Origin of the sequence: Phyllobacterium trifolii (genome assembly GCF_014192095.1) — a bacterium.
Lineage (GTDB): Bacteria > Pseudomonadota > Alphaproteobacteria > Rhizobiales > Rhizobiaceae > Phyllobacterium > Phyllobacterium trifolii.
Genome location: NZ_JACHXN010000006.1, coordinates 236,627 through 259,547 on the forward strand (window position 1 = coordinate 236,627; position 22,921 = coordinate 259,547).

The following is a 22,921-nucleotide window of genomic DNA, read 5'->3' on the forward strand; positions in this document are numbered from 1 at the left end:
GAGTATTGATCATGGCCCGGATTACCTTGCGACAATTGCTCGATCATGCTGCCGAGTATGGTTACGGCGTGCCCGCGTTCAACATCAACAATATGGAGCAGGGACTTGCCGTGATGGAAGCTGCGGCAGCCTGCGATGCGCCGGTTATTCTGCAGGCGTCGCGCGGTGCACGCTCCTATGCCAAGGATTTGATGCTGGCGCGGATGATCGATGCGTTGGCGGATATCTATCCATCCATTCCGATCTGCATGCATCAGGATCACGGCAATGACGAGGCGACTTGCCTGACCGCGGTCCGGCATGGATTTACTTCGGTCATGATGGACGGCTCGCTTGAGGCGGATGCGGCAACGCCAGCCTCATACGAATACAATGTCGAGATCACGAAGCGGGTCACCACCATCGCCCATTGGGTCGGCGTTTCGGTCGAAGGTGAGCTCGGCGTGCTTGGTTCGCTCGAAAGCGGTGAAGCCGAGGCTGAAGACGGTCATGGTGCGAGCGGCGTGCTCAGTCATGACCAGCTCTTGACCGATCCGGATCAGGCAGTGGATTTCGTGCTGCGCACCAAGGTCGATGCGCTGGCCATCGCCTGCGGCACGTCGCACGGCGCCTACAAGTTCACCCGCGCACCCGATGGCGACATCCTGGCGATGGGAGTCATCGAGGAAATCCACCGCAAGCTGCCGAACACGCATCTCGTGATGCATGGCTCGTCGTCGGTGCCACAGCCCCTGCAGGACATCATCAACCGCTTCGGCGGCGAGATGCCGCAAACCTATGGGGTCCCGGTCGAGGAGATCGAGCGCGGTATCCGCCACGGTGTACGCAAGGTCAATATTGACACGGACTGCCGCATGGCCATGAGCGGTCAGTTTCGCCGGATCGCGACGGAAAACCCCGCGGAGTTCGATCCACGCAAATTCCTCAAACCGGCCATGGATGCCATGCGCGATCTTTGCCGTGACCGCTTCGAGCGGTTCGGCACGGCGGGCAACGCATCGCGGATCAAGGTCATCGGGCTCGATGAAATGGCCAAACGCTATGCCGCCGGCAAACTCGATCCGCAAATCGCTGCAGCCAAGGCTGCTTGAAATCAAAATTACCAAGGAAAGGACCTCACCATGTCGAACAAGTCAGAAACGGTCACGGGACAGGACCGCTACAGGTCCGGTGTCATGGAATACAAGAAGATGGGCTACTGGGAGCCTGACTACGAACCAAAGGACACCGACATCATCGCGCTGTTTCGCATCACGCCGCAGGATGGCGTCGATCCGATCGAGGCCGCCGCTGCCGTTGCCGGTGAATCGTCGACTGCCACCTGGACCGTCGTGTGGACGGACCGGCTGACCGCAACGGAGAAGTACCGTGCCAAGGCGTACCGCGTCGATCCGGTTCCGAACGGCGAAGGCCAGTATTTCGCCTACATTGCCTATGATCTCGACCTGTTCGAGCCGGGCTCCATCTCGAACCTGACGGCATCGATCATCGGCAACGTCTTTGGCTTCAAGCCTTTGAAGGCTTTGCGGCTTGAGGACATGCGCCTGCCGGTAGCCTATGTGAAGACGTTCCAGGGCCCGCCAACAGGTATCGTTGTCGAGCGTGAACGTCTCGACAAGTTTGGCCGCCCGCTGCTTGGCGCAACGGTAAAGCCCAAGCTCGGTCTGTCTGGCCGCAACTATGGCCGTGTGGTCTACGAGGCGCTGAAGGGCGGTCTGGATTTCACCAAGGATGACGAGAACATCAACTCGCAGCCCTTCATGCACTGGCGTGAGCGCTTCCTCTACTGCATGGAGGCCGTCAATAAGGCACAGGCGGCAACCGGCGAGATCAAGGGCAGCTACCTCAACGTCACCGCGGCAACGATGGAAGATATGTATGAGCGTGCCGATTTCGCCAAGGAGCTCGGGTCGAACATCGTCATGATTGATCTGGTCATCGGTTACACGGCGATCCAGTCCATGGCCAAGTGGGCGCGGCGCAACGATATGATCCTGCATCTGCATCGCGCCGGCCACTCAACCTACACCCGGCAGAAGTCGCATGGCGTGTCGTTCCGCGTCATCGCCAAGTGGATGCGTCTTGCGGGTGTGGATCATATCCACGCGGGTACTGTCGTCGGCAAGCTGGAGGGTGACCCCGCTACCACGCGCGGCTACTACGACATCTGCCGTGAGGACTTCAACCCGATGCGGCTCGAGAACGGCGTGTTCTTCGATCAGCATTGGGCCTCGCTCAACAAGATGATGCCTGTGGCTTCGGGCGGTATCCACGCCGGCCAGATGCACCAGTTGCTCGACCTTCTGGGCGAGGACGTTGTTCTGCAGTTCGGCGGCGGCACCATTGGCCACCCGCTGGGCATCGCAGCCGGTGCGACGGCCAACCGCGTTGCACTCGAATGCATGGTGCTAGCACGCAACGAAGGCCGCGACATCGTCAACGAAGGACCGGAGATCCTGCGTATGGCAGCACGCACCTGCCAGCCTCTACAGCAGGCGCTCGAAGTCTGGAAGGACGTTTCCTTCAACTATACCTCAACCGACTCGCCGGATTTCGTTCCGACGGCAACAGCAGCAGAATAGGAGAAACGACATGCGTATCACTCAAGGGGCATTCTCGTTCCTGCCTGATCTGACCGATGAGCAGATCGCCAAGCAGGTGCAATATTGCATCGACAACGGCTGGGCTGTCAGTCTCGAATTCACCGATGACCCGCACCCGCGCAACACCTACTGGGACATGTGGGGACATCCGATGTTCGACAACCCGGATGCGGCCGCCCTGATGATGGAGCTGAAGGAATGCCGCAAGGTCTATGGCGATTATTACATTCGCCTTGTCGCCTTCGACAACACCCATGGCTGGGAATCGGTCAAGCTGTCATTCCTCGTCAACCGCCCGCCGGAAGAGCCAGGCTTCCACCTTGCCCGCCAGGAAGGCGAGGGCCGCGTCGTTCGTTACACGACGAGGTCCTATGCAACGGACAAGCCAGCGGGGCAGCGCTATGGCTGATGCCAGCATCACGCAACTCGAGGGGTCTCCTGTGGAGGTACCGTCTGCCATCGATCTGCGCGCCGAATATGTCGAATCCGGCGTCAAGGAGGTGCTGGACGAACTCGACCGCGACTTGATCGGCCTTAAGCCGGTCAAGCAGCGGATCAAGGAGACTGCAGCATTGCTGCTGGTCGAGCGGGCACGCCGGCGCATGGGCCTCGCGCATGAAACGCCGACATTGCACATGAGTTTCAGCGGCAATCCCGGCACCGGCAAGACCACGGTTGCAATGCGCATGGCGGACCTGTTGCATCGCCTCGGCTATATCCGCAAGGGCCATCTCGTCTCTGTCACACGAGACGATCTGGTCGGACAATATATCGGGCATACTGCCCCGAAGACCAAGGAGATCCTGAAGAAAGCCATGGGCGGCGTATTGTTCATTGACGAGGCCTATTATCTGCACCGGCAGGAGAACGAACGCGACTACGGACAGGAAGCGATCGAGATATTGTTGCAGGTGATGGAAAACCAGCGTGATGATCTCGTGGTGATTCTTGCGGGCTATGCTGATCGCATGGACAAATTCTTCGAGAGCAATCCGGGCTTCCGTTCGCGCATCGCCCATCACATCGATTTTCCGGACTACAGCTCCGACGAGTTGCTGAGCATTTCCGAAACGATGCTGTCGAAGCAGAATTATACATTCGATGCGGAAGGCCGCGCTATCATGGCCGACTATATCGAACGGCGCCGCCAGCAGCCGCACTTTGCCAATGCCCGCTCCATTCGCAATGCGCTGGACAGGGCGAGACTGCGCCACGCCAACCGGCTGTTCGAGGCATCCAACGGGCCGACAGATGCGGCGGCGCTATCAACGATTACTGCGGACGATATCAGGGTCAGCCGTGTGTTTTCCGCATCGTCAGGAGAGGAGAAAACGCCATGAACAGGAACGTACTCATTGCGCCGTCCGTGCTTTCGGCAGATTTTTCCCGGCTCGGCCAGGAAGTCGAAGACGTCATGGCGGCGGGTGCCGACTGGGTGCATCTCGACGTGATGGATGGGCATTTCGTTCCCAACATCACGTTCGGGCCGCAGATCATCAAATCCATCCGCAACCGGACGTCGGCGATATTCGATTGTCATCTTATGATCGCCCCGACGGATGCCTATCTTGGCGCCTTTGCCGAGGCGGGCTGCGATTTCATCACGGTGCATGCGGAAGCCGGCCCGCATCTTGATCGTTCGCTGCAGGCCATTCGCAGTCTCGGCAAGAAGGCGGGTGTGTCGCTCAACCCTTCGACGCCGGAAAGCGTCATCGAATATGTGCTGGACCGGCTCGATCTGGTGCTCTTGATGACAGTCAATCCGGGTTTCGGCGGACAGGCGTTCATCCCCTCGGTTGTCGACAAGGTGCGGCGCGTGAAGGCGATGATCGGCAACCGCCCGATTCATATCGAAATCGACGGCGGCGTGACGCCCGAAACGGCACCGCTCGTTGCAGCGGCAGGGGCAAATGTGCTCGTTGCGGGATCTGCTGTTTTCAAGGGAAACGGCAAGGCGGCCTATGCTGACAATATCGCTGCAATCCGTCATGCTGCCGACCATGCGAGGCACCGGGCGGCAGCTTGAGCGGAGGAGAAAGACAATGGCGGCGATACCACCTCTTTGTGATTTTGGCTGGAAAGCCGTCGATGCGAGCTTGATCGGTATCGATGGCCGACAGCATTCCATTCTGGCGCAGGCAGGTGACAAGGGGCTCGTCGTTGCTTTCATCTGCAACCATTGTCCTTATGTGAAAGCGGTTATCCAGCGCATCGTCCGCGATGTGCGGGATCTCAAGGAACTCGGCATAGGCTTCGTCGCCATCAATGCCAATGACGCAAGTGCCTATCCCGCCGATTCGTTTGAAAACATGAAGGGTTTTGCTCGCGAGAACGACTTTCCATTCCAATATCTGCATGATGCAGACCAGAGCGCAGCGCGTACATACGGGGCGGTCTGCACACCCGATTTCTTTGGGTTCAATGGCACAGGTGAGTTACAATATCGAGGACGCCTCGATGCGTCGCGCAAGGAAGCGGCGGCGCCAGATATCCGCCGCGACCTGTTCGAAGCGATGAAGCAAGTTGCCGATACGGGGCAGGGGCCGCGCGAGCAGATCGCCTCGGTTGGCTGTTCGATCAAATGGCGTGAGATTGCCTAATAGCGTTGTGGGGGCCGCCGGTCAGATCGACCGGCGGCGATCCGGCTATTTATATTGATTCAGATAGGCTTCAAGATCGGTGATTTCCTTGTCATCCTTCAGACCAGGAAAGGCCATTTTCGTGCCTTTGACCTTGGCCTTCGGATCGTGCAGATAATCACGGAGGCTGGCTGTATCCCAGACAAGTCCGGCCGCGCCTGCGGCCTTCATGGCAGGTGAATAGCTGAAGCCTGGATGGGTTCCCGCAGTTCTGCCCATTACTTTAAACAATGACGGTCCGACCTTGTTCTTGTCGGTATCGGCCACGTGACAGACTGCACATTTCTTGAAAACTGTCGCTCCTGCTGTGGCGTCGCCGGCGTCTTGGGCCCGGGCTCCGGCAACAGACAGAATCGCAACTGATAGTCCAATCAGAACGGTAGAATAACGCATGGCATCTCCTCATTTTCGCCAAGGGTGCCCTGGACGAAGACCGGCGCCAATTTTCCATGCATTGGCGCCCCCTGTTTTTAGAACACTTCCAGAAGGTACCTTCAGCGCCTGATAAGTCAATTGCTTGACCAGGATATAACGCCGCAGCTTCACGATCGTGTTTTCTCAGCGCGTTGCGATTGACGCCAAGAGATGACACCCGTAATTTGTGGCGAAATATTTCTCATCGGGCACCTTGAGAAATCCGCACTACGACCTTCTGGCCTGTCAGGACTCCTGAGATTTCGGCGCTATGAGGGTAGGACGTGTCAGAGGATTGGGAGGAGCCTGTATGGATGTTGTTGATCTCGTTTTGACCATCTGTCTCATATCCACCCCGACGAGTTGTCGGGAGGAGCGCCTGCATTTTGAAAACAGGGGCGGCCTGAACAATTGCATGTTTCTCGCGCCGACAGAAATTGCAAAATGGTCTGGGGAACATCCAAAGCTCAAGGTCGTTCGGTGGAAATGCGATTACCCGTCGAAGGACCTTGAGCTCTAGGTCGATCTGTCTGGGAGGACATCGTGGCAGGACTGCATCAACGCCTTTTCCGCTTCTGTATTTTGTTGGCGCTCGCTCTTAGTTTTGGCACGCAGGCAAGCCCGGCTGCCGAGACCGTTCGTGTTGGCGTCCTGAAATTCGGGACTGTCAATTGGGAACTGGACACGATCAAGCAGCATAAGCTCGACGAAAAATATGGCGTGAATGTCGATGTCCGCTTCTTCGCCAGTGAAGATGCAACCAATGTCGCAATGATGGCCGGGGATGTTGATATCATTGTCACGGACTGGCTCTGGGTGTCGCGGCAGCGTGCATCGGGCGAAGACCTGACTTTCGTGCCCTATTCGAGTTCAGTCGGCGCTTTGATGGTTCCCGATGGCTCGCCGATCAAAAGTCTGGCGGATCTCAAGGGCAAGAAGATCGGAGTCGCAGGCGGGCCGCTGGACAAGAGCTGGCTGCTCATGCAGGGCTATGCCAAACACCAGTTCTCACTCGATCTGCCGGCGCAAAGCGAAATTGTCTACGGCACGCCGCCGCTGCTTGCCGAAAAGGCGCAGCAAGGCGAACTGGATGCCGTGCTGAACTTCTGGAATTTTTGCGCAAGGCTTGAAGCCAATGGGTTTCACCGCCTGGTCAGCACCAGCGATGCTGCAAAGGCTCTCGGCGCTACAGGTGACGTTTCGGCCATCGGTTACATCTTTCACGACAAATGGGCCGACGCCAATCCGGATGCAATTGCGGGTTTCGTCAAGGCCAGCAGAGATGCGAAGGCTCTGCTCGGCAGTTCCGATGCGGAATGGCAACGTTTGGCGCCGGTGGTGAAAGCCGAAGGCCATGAACTGGATGTGCTGCGTGACCGGTATCGTGAAGGTATTCCCGACCGGCCAATTGAGGACGAACAGGCCGACGCGACAAAGCTCTATGCTATCCTTGCGGATCTTGGCGGCGAACGGCTTGTCGGCCCCGGAAAAACTTTGGCACCGGGCACATTCTGGAGGGCAGACTAATTGGCTCTTGCATCGAGCGAACAGCAGCAAACGGGCAAGCTCGTTTCCGCTGCGGCTTCAAAGCGGCAATGGAGCTCGCCGCTAATGGTGTTGCTGTCGTTTGGCGCGTTGGTCGTTGCATGGCATGTCGGGGCGACGATCTGGCCCAGCCGCTCCTTCCCGGCGCCTTTGCTGGTTCTGCAAACCTTTATCAGCGAAACCGCGAGTGGCGATCTGCCCTATAATCTCGGCATCACCTTGTGCCGCGTCGCCGCCTCCTTCGTCCTCGCGATGCTTATCGGCTCGGTCATCGGGGTCCTGCTTGGCAGCCATCGCCGCGCAGACCAGTTCTTCAATCCCTGGGTTATTCTCTTCCTCAACATACCGGCGCTGGTCATCATCGTCCTCGCCTATATCTGGTTCGGGCTCAATGAAGCCGCAGCGATCGGCGCCGTAGCGCTCAACAAGATCCCCAATGTGGTCGTCACAATGCGCGAAGGAACGAGGGCGCTCGATCCGCGCTACGCGGAAATGGCGCGGGTGTACCGCTTCAATGCACTCGATCGCTTGCGGCATATACTGATACCCCAGCTGCAGCCCTATATTGCCGCCGCATCGCGTTCCGGCATTTCGCTGATCTGGAAAATTGTGCTCGTGGTCGAGTTGCTTGGGCGCTCCAACGGTGTCGGTTTTCAGATCAATCTGTTTTTTCAACTCTTCGATGTCGCGGCGATACTGGCCTATACACTGGCCTTTGTTGCCGTCATGCTCTTCATCGAACTCGTCGTGGTGCAACCGCTTGAACACACATCAACTCGCTGGCGTCGCAGCGCGGCTTAGGGTCAATATCGAAGAAAAATCGTTCCGCTCATCAAATGGCGCGACGATTGAAGTGCTGCGCGATCTGCGCTTCGAGGTCGAGCAAAACGAGTTCGCCTGTATCCTTGGACCGTCAGGTTGCGGGAAGACCACCACACTGCGCATTTTACTCGGTCTCGATAGCGACTATCGCGGGTCGATCCAGTTGCCCGGATTGGCGGATGCGCGGATCGGGGTGGTGTTTCAGGAGCCGATGCTTCTGCCGTGGCGCACGGTCGAGCAGAATGTGCGGCTCGCCATGCCCAAGCCCGTGCGCGACACCAATCTCGATAGCTTGTTCAGCACGCTCGGCCTGTCGAAGATGCGAAATTTCTATCCGGCAGAACTTTCGCTGGGGCTGGCACGCCGGGCGGCGATAGCGCGCGCGCTGGCGATCGAGCCGGATATACTTTTGCTTGATGAACCATTTGTCTCGCTGGATGAGTCCACAGCGCAGCAACTCCGGCATATGCTGCTCTCCGTGTGGTTCGAGCGCCCGACGACCGCGTTGATGGTGACGCATAATCTGCAGGAGGCGATCATGCTCGCCGACCGTATCATAGTGCTTTCCGAACGTCCCGCCCATGTCATCGGCACGTTCGATATCCGCCTGCCGCGCAATTATCGCAATGAGCAGGTGAAGGCGGATCTGTTGCGTTCGTTCAATGAAAAATTCGCGGAGGTGCGGAACGCGCCATGAGCCAGTCGACGAGGCGCAGCGTTCTTAAAAATGGTGTCTTTTTCGCCTGTTGCGGCATTTCGCATGTCCGTCTGGCGCGGGCGCAGTCGAGCCCGGTCGAGCCTTTGCCTGTCAAGGAGATTACCGGCGGGATATTTGCCTTCGCAGGCAGGCCAGAGATGATGACCGCGAAGAACGAGGGCGAGATATGCAATGTCAGCTTCATCATTGGTGACGAAGCGGTCGCCGTGATCGACAGCGGCGGCAGTGTTGCCGAGGGGAGGGAACTCCTCGCAGCCATTCGCGCCAGGACCAACAAACCGATCCGCTATCTGATCAACACGCATATGCACCCCGATCATATCTTCGGAAATGCCGCATTCGGGGAAACGGGAGCGATTGTTGTCGGGCATCACAATCTGCCGCGCGCGTTGACCGCCCGCGGGGATTATTATCTGCAGAGCTATCGTGACGCCATGGGCAGTGAGCTGATGGTGGACATCAGGATTATCCCGCCGACGAAGCTCATCACCGGCGAGGAGCAGCTCGATCTCGGTAACCGCAAACTTACATTGAAAGCCTGGAAACCTGCCCATACGGACAACGATTTGACAATTTTCGACGAACAGTCGGGCACATTCTTCACCGGCGATCTGTGTTTCATCAAGCATCTTCCGACGATGGATGGATCGCTGCTTGGCTGGATCGCACAGCTGGAGGAGCTCAAAGGTATCAAGGCAGAATTCGCAGTACCGGGACATGGCCCCGTTCCGTCGGCGTGGCCGCAGGCGCTTGAGCAGGAGCAGCGCTACTTCGATGCGCTCGCCCGCGATATTCGCAAGGCAATCGCCGATGGCGTACCCATGGCGGAGGCGGTCAAAACAGCGGCGGAAAGCGAGCGGAACAACTGGCGCCTCTTCGACGAATATAATGTGCGCAACGCCACGGCCGCCTTTGCCGAGCTCGAATGGGAATGAACCCGTTTGCAACTTCGTTGGACGAGGTGATATACTCATTCGCGGCCGGGCACCGCCAAATTTCTTGGTGGAGGCAGAACATGATGATAAAGCCGATACGACTGCGCAGCCGGGTGGTTGCGTTTGTCATTCTCGCGCTCGTTGGAGCGGCGATGCCGTTTGCCGCCAGCGCGCAAAGCGCGAGCGTTCCGGATACCAAAACGTGGGATGGCTTGAAGGGCGACGTGTTCGGCCAAAAGCCGATCGGCGATGCTGGTGGCATTATCACGATCGATGCGCCGAAACGCGCCGAGGACGCAGCAATCGTACCCATCGATCTGCATTTCAAAACCGATGCCTCGACTGGCCGGATCAAGGCCGTCACCCTCATCGTCGATGAAAATCCGTCGCCCGTCGCTGCAGTATTCCAGTTCGGCAAGGATGCAGGCGTCACCCATCTGGCGACGCGCCTGCGGGTCAATGCCTATTCCTATGTTCGCGCTATCGCGGAAACCGAAGATGGGAAACTTCATATGACGCAGACCTTCGTCAAGGCATCCGGCGGCTGCTCCGCACCGGCGATGAAAAATCAGGACGAATCGCTGGCTTCGCTCGGGAAGATGAAGCTTCGCGTCTTTACATCCAAGACGCCTGGCAACGAGCCGATGACCCGCGCAACCGAAATGCAGTTGATGATTCGTCACCCCAACAATTCAGGGCTGCAGATGGATCAGCTCACGCGCTATTATATTCCGGCGCACTTCATCCAGGGCCTGACGGTGTCGCAGGGTGACCGGCTTATCATGTCGATGGACGGCGGAATCTCGATCTCCGAAGACCCGAATTTCCGCTTCGAATTCGATGCGAAGCCGGGCGAGGATGTGAAAGTCGAGGCTGCAGATACCGAAGGCAAGAAATTCCAGGACGAATGGCCGCTGGAATCGTCCAGCCTGTGATCGAAAACGCGGCCGTGAAGACCTTCCAGAATTCATTTTGATGAGTCAGGTAGGGTGGTTTTCGAGGAGCCGGAGCGCAGCGAACTTTCTCGTTCGTGAGCACCGGAAGTCGAGAAAGCTGCCCTAGATGGCCATCAAGATGAATTATCGAGGTCTTCAGAAGCAGCGGACGTCGGCTTCCGCCTGAGCCCGCTTCAATTCGGTGATCGAAGCTTTCGCCGGAGCACTTTCGCGGAACAGAGCACCATTCTCTCCGGACACCAGCCCCATCTGTTTGTAGGTCTCGGCGGCTTCGTAATGAGGGTAGGTCACGACGGATGCAATCACGTCTATCGAACAGGAACAGCGCTGAAGCATATCGCGGTTCTCACCGTTGGCTTTCATGCAGCCATAGACGTATTCTGCGAGGGTCGAAGTGGGGTAATCTGACGCAGCGTTTGCCGGCAAGGAAAGAACAATTGCTGCACTTGCTAACAGGGCAATTTGCGTGATCTTCGACATCGTCATGGCATCCTCGCATTTTTCGGGCGGTAAATATACATTTTCCAAGTAGATAGCAAATAACAATAACAAACCGCAATCAGAATCCCTTCTATAAGTATCAAATTATGTGACAAGGTCGTCTGGCAGAATACGATAACTAAATCGGCTACTTACTGCGATGCAGCAAAAGTACACTGCAGTGCAGCAAATATAATTTGATAATCCGGCTTGCCTAATGCAATTCTTTCTCCTATCGTCAACTTGTTTCCGGCTTCAAGGACGTTACCGTCAAGGGAGTGGTGACAGTCTTCGTAGGCCAAGCGAGGTGGGCAGTAACGGTGCCCTCTGCGCGCCTGGCTTTGTCGTGACACGCTGCCGGAAATACTTCCCCATTTGCGTGAGCTAATGGAGCGAACCCGCACTGAAAAACGGCTTCGTCCGATAGTTCATAAATGTGAACTTAGGGAGGACTCATAATGCGTGTACACAAGAATTTAATTGGAATTGCATTGGCTACAACGGCCATGACGTTCTCATTGGCGGGGGGTGCTCTGGCCAATGACGATCTTCAGGCTGTAATTTCTGATTCGAAGAACTGGGCTATCCAGACCGGTGATTACGCTAATACGCGCTACTCGAAACTCAATAAGATTACTGCGGACAATGTCAAAAACCTTCAGGTCGCCTGGACGTTTTCGACTGGTGTGCTGCGCGGCCATGAAGGAGGCCCGCTCATCGTTGGCGATGTGATGTATGTCCATGCGCCTTATCCGAACACCGTCTTTGCGCTTGACCTGAACAATGATGGCAAAATCCTCTGGAAGTATGAACCCAAGCAGGACGCAAACGTCATTCCCATCATGTGCTGCGATACCGTTAATCGCGGCGTAGCCTACGGCGACGGCAAGATATTCCTTTATCAGGCCGACGCAACGCTCGTTGCCCTCGATGCAAAGACAGGTAAGCCCGATTGGTCCGTGAAAAACGCCGAGGCGGTAGACGGCAGCAAGGGCGAGTCTGGAACGTCCGCACCAATGGTCGTGAAAGACAAGGTCATTGTCGGTATTTCCGGTGGTGAGTTCGGTGTTCGCGGTCATCTGACTGCTTACAATATCAAGGATGGCAAGGAGGCCTGGCGTGCCTATTCGATGGGTTCCGACAAGGAGACCTTGGTCGATCCGGAAAAGACTATGGAGCTTGGCAAGCCAGTCGGAAAAGACTCCAGCACCAAGACCTGGGAAGGTGATCAGTGGAAAGTCGGTGGTGGAACGACCTGGGGTTGGTATTCGTACGATCCCAAGCTGAACCTGATCTATTACGGTACCGGCAATCCATCTACCTGGAACCCAAGTCAGCGCCCGGGTGACAACAAATGGTCCATGACCATCATGGCGCGCGATGCCGATACAGGCATGGCGAAATGGCTCTACCAGATGACCCCGCATGACGAGTGGGATTATGATGGTATCAATGAAATGATCCTGGCGGATGGCATCGAAGTCGATGGCAAGCCGCGTGATGTCCTCGTGCACTTCGATCGTAACGGCTTTGCCTATACGATGGATCGTGCAACCGGTGAACTCCTGGTCGCAAAGAAATATGATCCGGCAGTCAACTGGGCGTCCGAAATCGACATGGACAAGGACAGCAAGACCTATGGCCGTCCGAAGCTCGTAGCGAAGTACTCAACATCAAAAGAGGACGTCAATGCGCAGGGCATCTGCCCGGCGGCTCTTGGTACGAAAGATCAACAGCCGGCTGCCTATTCGCCAAAGACCAAGCTTTTCTATGTTCCAACGAACCATGTCTGCATGGATTACGAGCCCTATAAGGTCAGTTACACCGCCGGTCAGCCTTACGTCGGCGCGACACTGTCCATGTATCCAGCTCCGAACAGCCATGGCGGCATGGGTAACTTCATCGCATGGGATGCGGCGAAGGGTGAGATCGTCTGGTCCAAGCCCGAGCAGTTCTCTGTCTGGTCAGGCGCTTTGGCCACCGATGGCGATGTTGTCTTCTACGGAACACTCGAAGGCTATCTGAAGGCGGTCGATAAGGACGGCAAGGAACTTTACAAGTTCAAGACACCGTCCGGCATCATCGGTAACGTCACCACATACGAACATAAGGGCAAACAATATGTTGCCGTTCTGTCCGGTGTTGGCGGATGGGCTGGTATCGGTCTTGCCGCTGGCTTGACGAAGCCGAATGAAGGCCTTGGTGCGGTTGGCGGTTATGCCGCTCTTTCCGACTACACGGCCTTGGGCGGTCAGTTGACCGTTTTCGCTGTTCCTGAGTAATCGGGAACGAAGCTGACACAGTGAGCCCGCGGATGCAGGCTTTGAACAATGGGTGCCCGGTTTCAACCAGGCCGGGCTCCCCGTGTCACCTGACCCATGTCGATGATTAAACCAACCGTCCAGGCGGCGCCGCAAGGTGCCGACCCAAATTGACGAGTTGAATGCGAGGTTCTTGTATGCCTATTCGAATGACATTGCTTGCCGTTACTGCCGGTCTTGCGCTTGTAGCGGGTCTCGGCAGCGCTTACGCCGATGACAAAGCCGCAGCAGCTGTTGCCTCTGACGAAAACGGCAAATATGCCGACAAGGACGGAACTCCCACGTTCAAGATAGGGGCGGACGGTACGGTCGATTGGTACACCTACAGCGGCTTTCGCCGGTTCAATTCGGATTGTTTTGTCTGTCATGGTGCTGATGGTGCTGGATCGTCCTTCGCACCGGCTTTGGCAAATTCGTTGAAGACAATGAGTTATTCTGATTTTCTTTCGATTGTCGCTGAGGGCCGCAAGAACCTCAGCGCTGGCAAGGAAAACGTCATGCCGGCGTTTGGCAACAACAAGAACGTCTACTGCTATATGGACGACCTCTATGTCTATTTGCGCGCACGCGCCGTGGGTGATCTGCCGCGAGGGCGGCCCGCGAAGCATGAGGACAAGCCGCCTGCAGCCACAGAGGCAGAAGACTCCTGCATGGGTGGATAAATGATGCGAATTGCACGACCACTGATGAAATGGATAGCCGGTGGCGTTATGGCGGCGGCACTTGCCGTGCCATCCGGTGCCTTTGCACAAGGTGCAGGTATAGGAGCCGCTGGTGAGTTGGTCGATCCCGATGTGCTTCGTGTCTGTTCGGACCCCTCCAACATGCCTTTCTCCGACGAGAGCGGCAAAGGGTTCGAAAACAAGCTGGCGGAACTTGTGGCTGCCAAGACCGGTCGCAAATCGGTGGCCTACACATGGTTCCCGATGGCGACGGGCTTCGTCCGCAGCACGCTGCGGGCCAATCGCTGCGACATTATCATGGGATACGCGCAGGGCGACGAACTCGTCCAGAATACCAATGCCTATTACCGCTCGACTTATGTGATGATCTACAAGAAAGACAGCGGCCTTGATGGTGTGGATACGATCGAGGACAGCAAATTAGCCGACAAGAAAATCGGTGTTGTTGCCGGAACACCGCCGTCAGCAAACCTCGCCAAGGCCGGCTACATGCGCAATGTCCACCCGTATCCTTTGATGGTCGATACGAGGCTCGCGCCTTCGATGGCGGAAGTCATGATCAAGGAACTCAGAAGCGGTGTGATCGACGTTGCGATCCTTTGGGGGCCGATGGCAGGTTATTATGCCAAAGAGATCGATCCGAACCTGACGGTGGTTCCCCTGATCAAGGAGAAGACCGGGCATATGGCATACCGGATCACGATGGGTGTGCGCCCATCTGATCAGGAGTGGAAGCGCACATTGAACAAGGTCATCCGGGAGAACCAGAGTGAGATCAACAAGATCCTGCTCGATTTCCAGGTGCCCCTGGTCGACGAGAATAACAAGCCGATCACGCAGTAGCGTGATGGATGAAGCGAGGTGAAAAGACGGTGCGGAACTGTTCCTGTGCGTTGGCCGTTTTACTTACCGTACTGGTGACGACGGCTTTTGCGGGTGAAACGGCTCCGGAGCCGGCGGACTACAGGACAGAAAATTACAGGGCGCCGGTTCCTGCCACCCTGAAGGGGGCAAAGGTGGTCACCACCGATGAAACCATTGCCCTGTGGAAAGACAAATCGGCGGTGTTCGTCGATGTCCTTCCTCACGATCCCAAGCCGGCAAATCTTCCGGCCGGGACCATCTGGAGGGAAAAAGTCCGGGAGGATATCCCCGGGAGCATATGGCTCGCAAATGTGGGTTATGGAATCATAAACAAGGAGACGGAAGCCTATTTTCGCAAAGGGCTGAAGTCCCGGTTGGGCGACGACACGAAACGAAAGGTGCTTTTTTACTGTATGGCCAACTGCTGGATGTCATGGAATGCGGCCAAACGAGCTGTTGAATGGGGATACAAATCGGTACTTTGGTATCCTCTCGGCACGGATGGCTGGACCGCGGCGAAGCAGCCAACACAGAAAAATGAGCCCTTTTAATTTCAATCTTGCGCCATAACGGCGTATGATAAGGAGAAAGATCAGTATTTGATCTTTGAGCAGAAGGAGGAAAGCATGAAGAAAACATGGACAAAGCCTACCATGTGTCAGGTTGCTGCCGGTATGGAACTTTCACGTTACCTGCCTGCAGAACTCAAGGCAAAAAAGTAAGATCTGACCCATCGCCCTGCGCGATCTGATCGCGTAGGGCGGCACCTTGTGGTTTCGGCCGGAGCCTCGTCTCCGGAAGGAGAGGGTTTGTGCCCGCATGCGATTGACAGTCATCGGCTCCGCAGCAGGAGGCGGGTTTCCCCAGTGGAATTGCAATTATCGATTGAGCCGTGGAGCACGGGATGGCGAAGCCAATTTCCGTGCGAGAACCCAGTCCAGCCTCGCCGCCAGCGCGAACGGGCACGATTGGGTGTTGTTCAATGCATCGCCCGACATTCGACAGCAGATTGCCGTCACGCCTGAACTGCAGCCGCGAGCCGATGGACCGCTGCGATCAACGCCCATCCGCGCCGTCATTCTGACCAACGCCGATGTCGATCATATTGCCGGGCTGCTCAGCCTGCGTGAGCGCGAACCGTTCACGATTTATGCGACACGGCGGGTTCTCGACGTGCTCGAATCCAATTCAATCTTCAACGTTCTTGATCGGGAAATCGTCCACAGGCGTGAACTCCCGGTGGGTAAGAGCACGGATATTCTTGACGCACAGGGAAATCCTGTCGGCATTACCGTCGAAACTTTTGCTGTGCCGGGCAAGGTTGCACTGTTCCTCGAGGACAAATCGAAGGCGAGTGAAGGGTTTGGCACAAAGGAAGGCGATACGATCGGCTTGCGCATCGCATCGAATGATGGTGCGACGGCCTTCTATATTCCGGGCTGCGCCGGTATCGACGCCCCCCTTAGAGAACGCTTGTCAGGTGCCGATTGCCTGTTCTTCGATGGCACCGTCTATACCGATGACGAGATGATCACGGCAGGCGTAGGTACAAAAACAGGCGCACGCATGGGCCATATGTACATTTCGGGCGAGGGCGGTTCGCTGGCGGCGCTGGCGGATCTTGGCATCAGGAAACGAATCTACGTGCACATCAACAATACCAACCCCATTCTCGACGCGGCATCGCCTGAACATGCGGCGGTTGTCGCAGCGGGCTGGAAAATAGCATTTGACGGCATGGAGGTCAGGCTTTGAGCAAATTCGGCAATGCGGCGCGAGACGGATTGTCACCGGCTGATCTGGAAAAGGTTCTGCGCGAGGTCGGTGCGGAGCGCTATCATAACCGTCACCCTTACCACCATCAGATGGTCAACGGCACTTTGACCAAGGGCCAGATGCAGGCCTGGGCGCTCAATCGCTATTGCTATCAGTCGGTCATTCCGCGCAAGGACGCGATGATCATTGCTCGAGCCGAGGATCCCGAATTTCGTGCCGAATGGCGCAAGCGGATCGAAGATCATGATGGCGACGACGGCTGGAGTGGTGGCATCGCGCGCTGGCTGAAGCTTGCTACGGGTCTTGGCCTCGATGCAGATGATGTCAAAAGCGAAAAGCTGGCGCTGCCGGGCACGCGATTTGCCGTTGGCGCCTATCTTTCCTTCTGCACCAACCGCACGCTGCTTGAGGCCGTTGCGTCGTCACTCACCGAGCTTTTCTCGCCCGTTATCATCAGCGAGCGCGTTCCGGCCATGCTGGCGAAATATGATTATGTGACGCCTGATATCCTGGCCTATTTTGACAAGCGGCCGACGCAGGCGTCACGTGATTCCGATTTCGCCTTGGCCTATGTGATGAAACATGCCGATACGCCGGAAAAGCAGCAGGCCGTCATCGACGCGCTCATTTTCAAATGCGATATTCTCTGGGCAATGCTCGATGCGTTAGCTCATGCCTACGGCGAAAAGGGCAATATCCCGCCCGGCGCTTTCGATCCGGAGGCGGCATGACTGGGGCAAGTCGCGTCCGTGCGGTTGTTTCCATGCAATCGCGACCCATATTAAAGTCTCATGCACGGCTGCAGTATGATACGGTGCGCGAGGCATGGGCGCTGCTGTCGCCGGAACGGGTGTTCTGGCCGAATGAAGTGAGCCTCGATATTTTGAGGCTGTGTGACGGCCGCCACACCGTTGCGCAGATGACTGCATTGCTCGCGGACCACTATGCAGCGGATGAAGCCGAGATCGCGCCGGATGTGACCGGCTTTCTGCAGGAGTGGTCCGACAAGTTTCTGGTGACGTTATGAACGAACCTGTCCTACCCCCGATCGGCATGCTGGCGGAATTGACGCATCGCTGCCCGCTGCAGTGCGCCTATTGCTCCAATCCGGTCGAGCTGTTGAAAGCCAACCGGGAAATGGATACGGCAGGCTGGCTCTCGCTGTTCGAGCAGGCGGCGGACCTTGGCGTTCTGCAGATACATCTTTCCGGCGGCGAGCCGACGCTTCGTGCCGACCTCGGGGAGCTTATTGCCTGTCTGGCGCGGCGCGGCGTCTATACCAATCTCATCACGGCGGGCGTTGGCATCGCCGATGGCCGGATTGAAGCCTGGGCCGAGGCCGGGCTTGATCATATTCAGCTGAGTTTCCAGGGCGCGTTTGCTGCCACCACCGAGAAGATCGGCAATTCGCGCGGCGCCCATGAAAAGAAGCTCGAAACGGCACGCCGCGTCCGTGCGGCAGGTCTGCCCTTGACGATCAATGCGCCGATCCATCGCCACAACATGGAAGAAGTGCCGGATTTCATCGAACTCGCGCTCTCCCTTGGCGCCGAGCGGCTGGAAATCGCCAATGTGCAATATGCTGGCTGGGCTCTGCTCAATCGCAAGGCGCTCATGCCGGAACGCGAAGCGGTCGAGCGGCAGGTGCAGATCGTCGAGGAGGCGCAGGAACGTCTGCGCGGCATCATGACGATAGACTTCGTCACGCCTGATTATTTCGCCATCTATCCGAAACCCTGCATGGGCGGCTGGGCGCGCGATGCCTTTATGGTGGCGCCCGATGGAACCGTGCTTCCATGCCATGCTGCCGGCACGATCAAGTCTCTGCATTTCGAGCGTTTCGGCGACTGGAGCCTCAGCCGTATCTGGCATGAATCCTCGGCATTCAATGCGTTTCGCGGAACAAGCTGGATGCAGGAGCCCTGCCGCAGTTGCGAGCGTCAGGAGATCGATTGGGGCGGTTGCCGTTGTCAGGCCATGGCAATCGCCGGCGATGCTTCTGCTACGGACCCGGCCTGCATCAAATCACCGCTGCATGCCCGCATGGGTGCGCTGATCAACGAGGCCATCAGCACAAAGACGGCCGACACAACACCGGACGCCTTCACCTATCGCCGCATCGGTAGGTCCGTCGAACTCGACCCAACGTCAGCTTAGGCGCTGTGCGTGGTTCGACAAGCTCACCATGAGGGATGTCAATGATTGCAGGGAGCCAGAATCTGCACCGTTGGTGAGTATTGCAATCCACCACCTCCCTCATGGTGAGCTTGTCGAACCACGCACAGCACCTTCTGCGGCAAGCTACAATCAAGGTTTGACGATCGATTGCTGGATCGTCTTAGACAGCCCGTATAGGCGTTGCTCGATAATCGTCGGCACTTCGCAGACATAGGTCAGCGATTGGACCCGTTCCTCGAATATGCGGGTTTCCCAGGTCAGCCTTTCATTCGCCCTGTCCAATTCCTCCGGGTCGGCATCGGGTTTGGCGCGCATCGCGTCTACCGTCGAGGCTTCCTTGCGCAGATCCTCCGCCATGTCGCGTTGCTTGTCGGCGTAGCGCGAGATACCGGAGATCACCTGCTCACGCTCGCGGTTCAGGGTGTCGAATACACCTTGGAACAGCATGAACATCTTGTCGTTGAGCTGTTCTTTCGGCAGTCCGCCGGCAAACTCGACGATCTGTTTTTGTGCCGCGTCGAGCGGGTTGCGCCGCGCCGCGACTTCGCCAACGAGATCATCGATTTTTGGATCGCTATCCCAGTTTTTCGCCGCCTCTGGAATGTCCGGGCCGTTCCACACCTGACCGATCGAAAGTTCCGGTACCTTGCGCTGGACGCAAGGCCAACTCGGATCATTGTTCGCCGCGGCAATAGCTGCGTTGCCGGAAGCCAGCAGGACAAGGCCAGCCGACGCCGCGAAGAATACCTCTGACCGTTTCAATTATTGCCTCCCTCTTGTTTCTTGATGACGAGACCGCGCGAGGGGTCGTAGGCGATGATTGCGCCCGCAATGAAAACGATGGTGAACCCGCAGACGACGGCCAGCGAGGTCCACTCGATCTGTCCGTAAAAAGCAAAGCGCACCAGTTCGACCGCATAGGTAAATGGATTCAGCAGGCAGATCTTGTAGAGCAGGGGACTTGCCTCCTGTACGCGCCACAACGGGTAAAGCGCCGAAGAGGCAAAATACATCGGGAAGATCACGAAATTCATGATGCCGGCGAAGTTTTCCAGCTGCTTGATCAGGGATGACAAAAGCATTCCAAGCGCGCCCAGCATCATGCCCGACAGGAACAGTGCCGGCAGCGTCAGCAGATATCCAGACGGCGGCGCCTTGACGCCCCAGAACCAGGCGATGAACAGGAAGGCGTAGACCTGAATGATGGACACGGCGACGCCGGCCAAGAGCTTCGACACCAGCAGGAACCAGCGCGGAAACGGACTGACGAGCAGCGTGCGCATATTGCCCATTTCCCGGTCGTAGACCATGGAAAGAGATGATTGCATGCCGCTGAACAGGAGGATCATGCCGCACAGGCCCGGCGTGATGTAGACCTCGTAAAGCACATAGGTCTGATAAGGCGGGATAATCGAAACGCCGAGAACCTGCCGGAAGCCTGCCGCAAAGATGAACAGCCACAGCAGTGGCCGCACCAGCGACGAGATGAAACGCTCGCGCTGGTTGAGATAGCGCAGGCCTTCGCGGATGAGAATACCCTTCAGGCAAACCAGATAGTTCATCAAACTGAAGCGGCTCCGTCCGATCGGCGCGTGGCTGGCAATGTCCGTCATAGCCGGTTCCCCGCATTCAGTGCATATATCCCGGTAAGCCGCGAGAACGCCTCGTTGATCGTCTCAGCCCCGGCGTTCTTGACCACGTCATGCACCGGACCGTTGGCGACGAGCTTGCCCTGGTTGAGGACAATGACCTGATCCGCATGACTGACCTCATCGATCAGATGCGTCGCCCACAGGACGCTGATCCCCTTCTCCTCTACCAGCTTGCGGATATCGGCAAGGATGGTGGCGCGAGATTTGATATCGAGGCCAACGGTCGCTTCATCGAGCAGCAACAGCGAGGGTTCGTGCAACAGCGCGCGGACAATCTCCACGCGCCGGATTTGCCCGCCCGAGAGGCTGCGGGCTTTTTCATGGAGCCGGTCGCTCATGTCGATGGACTGCATCAGATCGTGAATGCGCCGGTTGGCTTCGCGTGAGCGGATGCCATGCAGCGATGCATGGTAGGAGAGGTTCTGATGCACCGAAAGATCGAGATCGAGCGTGCGTGCCTGGAAAACAATGCCGAGCCGCCGCAGCGCGTCACCTGGCCGCCGGTCGATGTCATGGCCGAACACATGGATGCGGCCATGCCTTGTTGCGAACAGATGGCTGATAAGGGAGAACAGCGTCGTCTTGCCGGCACCATTCAGGCCGAGCAGCACGGCAAAGCGCCCGGGTGCTATGGAAAACGTGACGTTTTCCAGCGCCTGGCGTTTGCCATAGGCGTAACTCACCGATGCGAGATCAAGCGCCGGAAGATTTGCTTCCGGCATTGATTTGTCATTGATGTTCCTCAGTCCGGCATTTGTACCCATCAAGCTCCACCCTTGGTACCTTATGCGACGACGACCTTGCCGCAAACTGACGGCTATTTGATGGTGATCGTACCCTTCATTCCCTTGTCTGCAAGGTCTGGCACGGACCAGGTGTATTTGCCGGGCCGCACAGCCGTAAACTGTACATTGATCGTCCCCGGCGAGTCGAATTCGAGCCAGGCCGGCCCGCCATCCATATGCACTTCGAGATCGTTGATGACGATCTGGTTCATCCAGACATTGCGGAAAAGATCAGTGACGAATTTGTATTCAAGTCCGGCCGCGGACGTGATCTTCCAGCGATAACCCTGTCCGGCAACCAGTTCGAAATCCTTCTGGTTGACGGTGAATTCATCGTCCTTGGACCCAAGAATAAGCTCCGGCACGTTCTTGCTGCCGCGTGTGATCGCCGGCGGCTTTGCCTGCATTGCCGCCTTCGGCTCCGGCGCTGCCTTGGCGTCGTCATCGTCGTCGTCAGCCTGGGCAAACGCAAAGGATTGAGCCAGCCCGATGCTGAGAACTGCTGCCAGCGCGAGCGTCTTGTATGTTGTCATGTAGTCCTCCCTAGTTTTTCAGTAATGCTTTCAATTCGGCGATATCGCGACGCCCCAAGGCAATTGCCCCACGGTAACGGATTTGATCGGCTCATCGGTTTCCGTGTCGATGAATGTGATGTCGTTCGACAACCCGTTCGTGCTGATGATCTGCTTGCCGTCCGGCATGAATGCGAGCTGCCAGACCCGTTGTCCGACAAGGACGTATTTCTCGACTTCGTAAGTTTCCGTGTTGACCACGGCGACCCGGTTTGCAGGTCCGAGCGCCACATAAGCCTTCTTGCCATCGGCGGTGATGCGAATGCCCACAGGCTGAATCTGTTCCGAGCGCAAACCCTGGATTTCGAAGGTGATCTTGTGGGTCACCGCGCGGGTCTTGTTGTCGATGACCGATACGGTGCCGCCGATTTCAGCGGATACCCAGACCTCGGAACCGTCAGGCTTGAACTCCGCAAAGCGCGGGCGCGAATCCACGAGCACATTGTCGGTGATTTCATGCGTCGACGTGTCGATGAAATGCGCCATGCTCGTGGTTTCGGAGGTGTTGACGATGGTCTTGCCGTCCGGGCTCACACCCATGCCTTCCGGCTCGACGCCCACCGGAATTTCCGCCACGACACCCTTCGTATTGACGTCTATCACCGTGACGAGATTGTCGTCCTCATTGGCGACATAGAGCGTCTGCCCATCGGGCGACAGCACGAAAAGTTCGGGGTCGGGCCCTGACGGCAGCGATCCCACGACCTCGTTCGTGGCGGTATCGATCATCTCGACCGTATCGTCGTCGCTGGCGCAGACATAGATGATCTTCCCGTCGGGCGAGATGGTGATGCCGCGTGGCCGTTGCCCGACGTTGATCGTTTTGACCACCTCCATTGTCTTCGAATCGACCACGGTTACCGTGTTGTCTTTCTCATTCGAGACATAGACCAGATTGGCCCAGGCCGGCTGTGCAAGAAATGGCAGCGCTACGGTTGCAGCGAGCAGGCACATGTGTCGTCGTCGCATCTTTGTCCT

The 22,921-nt window shown here is 57.1% G+C and carries 27 protein-coding genes; 20 read left to right on the forward strand and 7 right to left on the reverse strand.

What is annotated here, in order from left to right; translation table 11 throughout:
- Positions 1-11 precede the first annotated feature (11 nt).
- The 6 genes from fba to FHS21_RS11695 are packed head-to-tail and all read left to right on the forward strand — an operon-like array spanning position 12 to position 5,203.
- Positions 12-1,091 carry a class II fructose-bisphosphate aldolase gene (gene fba, locus FHS21_RS11670; protein ID WP_112529049.1) on the forward strand — a complete coding sequence of 360 codons (1,080 nt, stop codon included), beginning with the start codon at positions 12-14 and terminating at the stop codon, positions 1,089-1,091.
- A 30-nt stretch (positions 1,092-1,121) separates the two neighbouring features.
- Entirely contained in the window at positions 1,122-2,582 is a 1,461-nt protein-coding gene (locus tag FHS21_RS11675; RefSeq protein ID WP_112529051.1) for a form I ribulose bisphosphate carboxylase large subunit, read from the forward strand.
- 10 nt (positions 2,583-2,592) lie between these two features.
- Positions 2,593-3,012: a ribulose bisphosphate carboxylase small subunit gene (locus FHS21_RS11680; protein WP_112529053.1), complete on the forward strand. Its 420-nt coding sequence runs from the start codon at positions 2,593-2,595 to the stop codon at positions 3,010-3,012.
- Entirely contained in the window at positions 3,005-3,943 is a 939-nt protein-coding gene (gene cbbX / locus FHS21_RS11685; RefSeq protein WP_112529055.1) for a CbbX protein, read from the forward strand. Before FHS21_RS11680 ends, cbbX begins: the two co-directional genes overlap by 8 nt.
- The gene (gene rpe / locus FHS21_RS11690) at positions 3,940-4,629 is read left to right on the forward strand and encodes a ribulose-phosphate 3-epimerase (protein WP_112529057.1); all 690 of its coding nucleotides are present in this window, start codon (positions 3,940-3,942) and stop codon (positions 4,627-4,629) included. The genes cbbX and rpe overlap by 4 nt, the downstream gene beginning before the upstream one ends.
- Before the next feature lie 16 nt (positions 4,630-4,645).
- Positions 4,646-5,203: a thioredoxin family protein gene (locus tag FHS21_RS11695; RefSeq protein ID WP_112529059.1), complete on the forward strand. Its 558-nt coding sequence runs from the start codon at positions 4,646-4,648 to the stop codon at positions 5,201-5,203.
- A 45-nt stretch (positions 5,204-5,248) separates the two neighbouring features.
- Here the strand turns inward: FHS21_RS11695 and FHS21_RS11700 are convergent, their stop codons facing one another.
- Positions 5,249-5,635 (reverse strand): c-type cytochrome, encoded by a 387-nt coding sequence (locus tag FHS21_RS11700; protein ID WP_112529061.1) that lies wholly within the window; start codon positions 5,633-5,635, stop codon positions 5,249-5,251.
- A gap of 564 nt (positions 5,636-6,199) precedes the next feature.
- On the opposite strand from FHS21_RS11700, the gene FHS21_RS11705 reads away from it, so the two are divergent.
- From FHS21_RS11705 to FHS21_RS11725, 5 genes are all read left to right on the forward strand, one after another.
- Positions 6,200-7,183, forward strand: coding sequence for an ABC transporter substrate-binding protein (locus FHS21_RS11705; protein WP_312879865.1), 984 nt, complete (start codon positions 6,200-6,202; stop codon positions 7,181-7,183).
- Positions 7,184-7,267: 84 nt separating this feature from the next.
- A complete protein-coding gene (locus FHS21_RS11710) occupies positions 7,268-8,002 on the forward strand; it encodes an ABC transporter permease (protein ID WP_112529161.1) in 735 nt (244 codons plus the stop codon).
- Positions 7,962-8,720 (forward strand): ABC transporter ATP-binding protein, encoded by a 759-nt coding sequence (locus FHS21_RS11715; protein WP_112529065.1) that lies wholly within the window; start codon positions 7,962-7,964, stop codon positions 8,718-8,720. Before FHS21_RS11710 ends, FHS21_RS11715 begins: the two co-directional genes overlap by 41 nt.
- The gene (locus tag FHS21_RS11720; RefSeq protein ID WP_112529067.1) at positions 8,717-9,676 is read left to right on the forward strand and encodes a quinoprotein relay system zinc metallohydrolase 2; all 960 of its coding nucleotides are present in this window, start codon (positions 8,717-8,719) and stop codon (positions 9,674-9,676) included. The genes FHS21_RS11715 and FHS21_RS11720 overlap by 4 nt, the downstream gene beginning before the upstream one ends.
- An 80-nt stretch (positions 9,677-9,756) precedes the next feature.
- A complete protein-coding gene (locus FHS21_RS11725) occupies positions 9,757-10,611 on the forward strand; it encodes a quinoprotein dehydrogenase-associated SoxYZ-like carrier (protein ID WP_112551383.1) in 855 nt (284 codons plus the stop codon).
- A 156-nt stretch (positions 10,612-10,767) separates the two neighbouring features.
- On the opposite strand, the gene FHS21_RS11730 is transcribed toward FHS21_RS11725, so the two are convergent.
- Positions 10,768-11,118, reverse strand: a complete 351-nt coding sequence (locus FHS21_RS11730) for a hypothetical protein (protein ID WP_112529071.1) — start codon at positions 11,116-11,118, stop codon at positions 10,768-10,770.
- 500 nt (positions 11,119-11,618) lie between these two features.
- On the opposite strand from FHS21_RS11730, the gene FHS21_RS11735 reads away from it, so the two are divergent.
- The 9 genes from FHS21_RS11735 (at position 11,619) to pqqE (ending at position 18,913) form a co-directional block, all read left to right on the forward strand.
- Positions 11,619-13,394 (forward strand): methanol/ethanol family PQQ-dependent dehydrogenase, encoded by a 1,776-nt coding sequence (locus FHS21_RS11735; protein ID WP_162701903.1) that lies wholly within the window; start codon positions 11,619-11,621, stop codon positions 13,392-13,394.
- A gap of 176 nt (positions 13,395-13,570) precedes the next feature.
- Positions 13,571-14,095, forward strand: a complete 525-nt coding sequence (locus FHS21_RS11740; protein WP_112529075.1) for a c-type cytochrome, methanol metabolism-related — start codon at positions 13,571-13,573, stop codon at positions 14,093-14,095.
- Positions 14,096-14,959: a substrate-binding domain-containing protein gene (locus tag FHS21_RS11745; protein ID WP_376772097.1), complete on the forward strand. Its 864-nt coding sequence runs from the start codon at positions 14,096-14,098 to the stop codon at positions 14,957-14,959. It begins immediately after the preceding gene.
- A 50-nt stretch (positions 14,960-15,009) separates the two neighbouring features.
- Positions 15,010-15,531: a PQQ-dependent catabolism-associated CXXCW motif protein gene (locus FHS21_RS11750; protein WP_246410985.1), complete on the forward strand. Its 522-nt coding sequence runs from the start codon at positions 15,010-15,012 to the stop codon at positions 15,529-15,531.
- A gap of 75 nt (positions 15,532-15,606) precedes the next feature.
- On the forward strand, positions 15,607-15,702 hold the full coding sequence (locus FHS21_RS31810) for a pyrroloquinoline quinone precursor peptide PqqA (RefSeq protein ID WP_100002498.1): 96 nt from the start codon (positions 15,607-15,609) through the stop codon (positions 15,700-15,702).
- A 97-nt stretch (positions 15,703-15,799) separates the two neighbouring features.
- Positions 15,800-16,735 (forward strand): pyrroloquinoline quinone biosynthesis protein PqqB, encoded by a 936-nt coding sequence (gene pqqB / locus FHS21_RS11755; RefSeq protein WP_112529079.1) that lies wholly within the window; start codon positions 15,800-15,802, stop codon positions 16,733-16,735.
- A complete protein-coding gene (gene pqqC, locus FHS21_RS11760; protein ID WP_112529081.1) occupies positions 16,732-17,487 on the forward strand; it encodes a pyrroloquinoline-quinone synthase PqqC in 756 nt (251 codons plus the stop codon). The genes pqqB and pqqC overlap by 4 nt, the downstream gene beginning before the upstream one ends.
- Positions 17,484-17,783, forward strand: a complete 300-nt coding sequence (pqqD, locus tag FHS21_RS11765; RefSeq protein WP_183661952.1) for a pyrroloquinoline quinone biosynthesis peptide chaperone PqqD — start codon at positions 17,484-17,486, stop codon at positions 17,781-17,783. The genes pqqC and pqqD overlap by 4 nt, the downstream gene beginning before the upstream one ends.
- Entirely contained in the window at positions 17,780-18,913 is a 1,134-nt protein-coding gene (pqqE, locus tag FHS21_RS11770; RefSeq protein WP_112529085.1) for a pyrroloquinoline quinone biosynthesis protein PqqE, read from the forward strand. Before pqqD ends, pqqE begins: the two co-directional genes overlap by 4 nt.
- Before the next feature lie 150 nt (positions 18,914-19,063).
- Here the strand turns inward: pqqE and FHS21_RS11775 are convergent, their stop codons facing one another.
- From FHS21_RS11775 to FHS21_RS11795, 5 genes are read right to left on the reverse strand one after another with little or no spacing between them, the layout of a single operon-like run.
- A complete protein-coding gene (locus FHS21_RS11775; RefSeq protein WP_112529087.1) occupies positions 19,064-19,696 on the reverse strand; it encodes a hypothetical protein in 633 nt (210 codons plus the stop codon).
- Positions 19,693-20,547, reverse strand: a complete 855-nt coding sequence (pedC, locus tag FHS21_RS11780; protein WP_112529089.1) for a lanthanide ABC transporter permease protein PedC — start codon at positions 20,545-20,547, stop codon at positions 19,693-19,695. The genes FHS21_RS11775 and pedC overlap by 4 nt, the downstream gene beginning before the upstream one ends.
- Complete coding sequence (gene pedB, locus FHS21_RS11785) at positions 20,544-21,350, reverse strand: lanthanide ABC transporter ATP-binding protein PedB/LutE (protein ID WP_224506305.1); 807 nt, start codon at positions 21,348-21,350, stop codon at positions 20,544-20,546. The genes pedC and pedB overlap by 4 nt, the downstream gene beginning before the upstream one ends.
- Before the next feature lie 53 nt (positions 21,351-21,403).
- Complete coding sequence (locus FHS21_RS11790; RefSeq protein ID WP_112529091.1) at positions 21,404-21,904, reverse strand: cupredoxin domain-containing protein; 501 nt, start codon at positions 21,902-21,904, stop codon at positions 21,404-21,406.
- A 30-nt stretch (positions 21,905-21,934) separates the two neighbouring features.
- Complete coding sequence (locus FHS21_RS11795; RefSeq protein WP_162701897.1) at positions 21,935-22,912, reverse strand: YVTN family beta-propeller repeat protein; 978 nt, start codon at positions 22,910-22,912, stop codon at positions 21,935-21,937.
- Positions 22,913-22,921 lie beyond the last annotated feature (9 nt).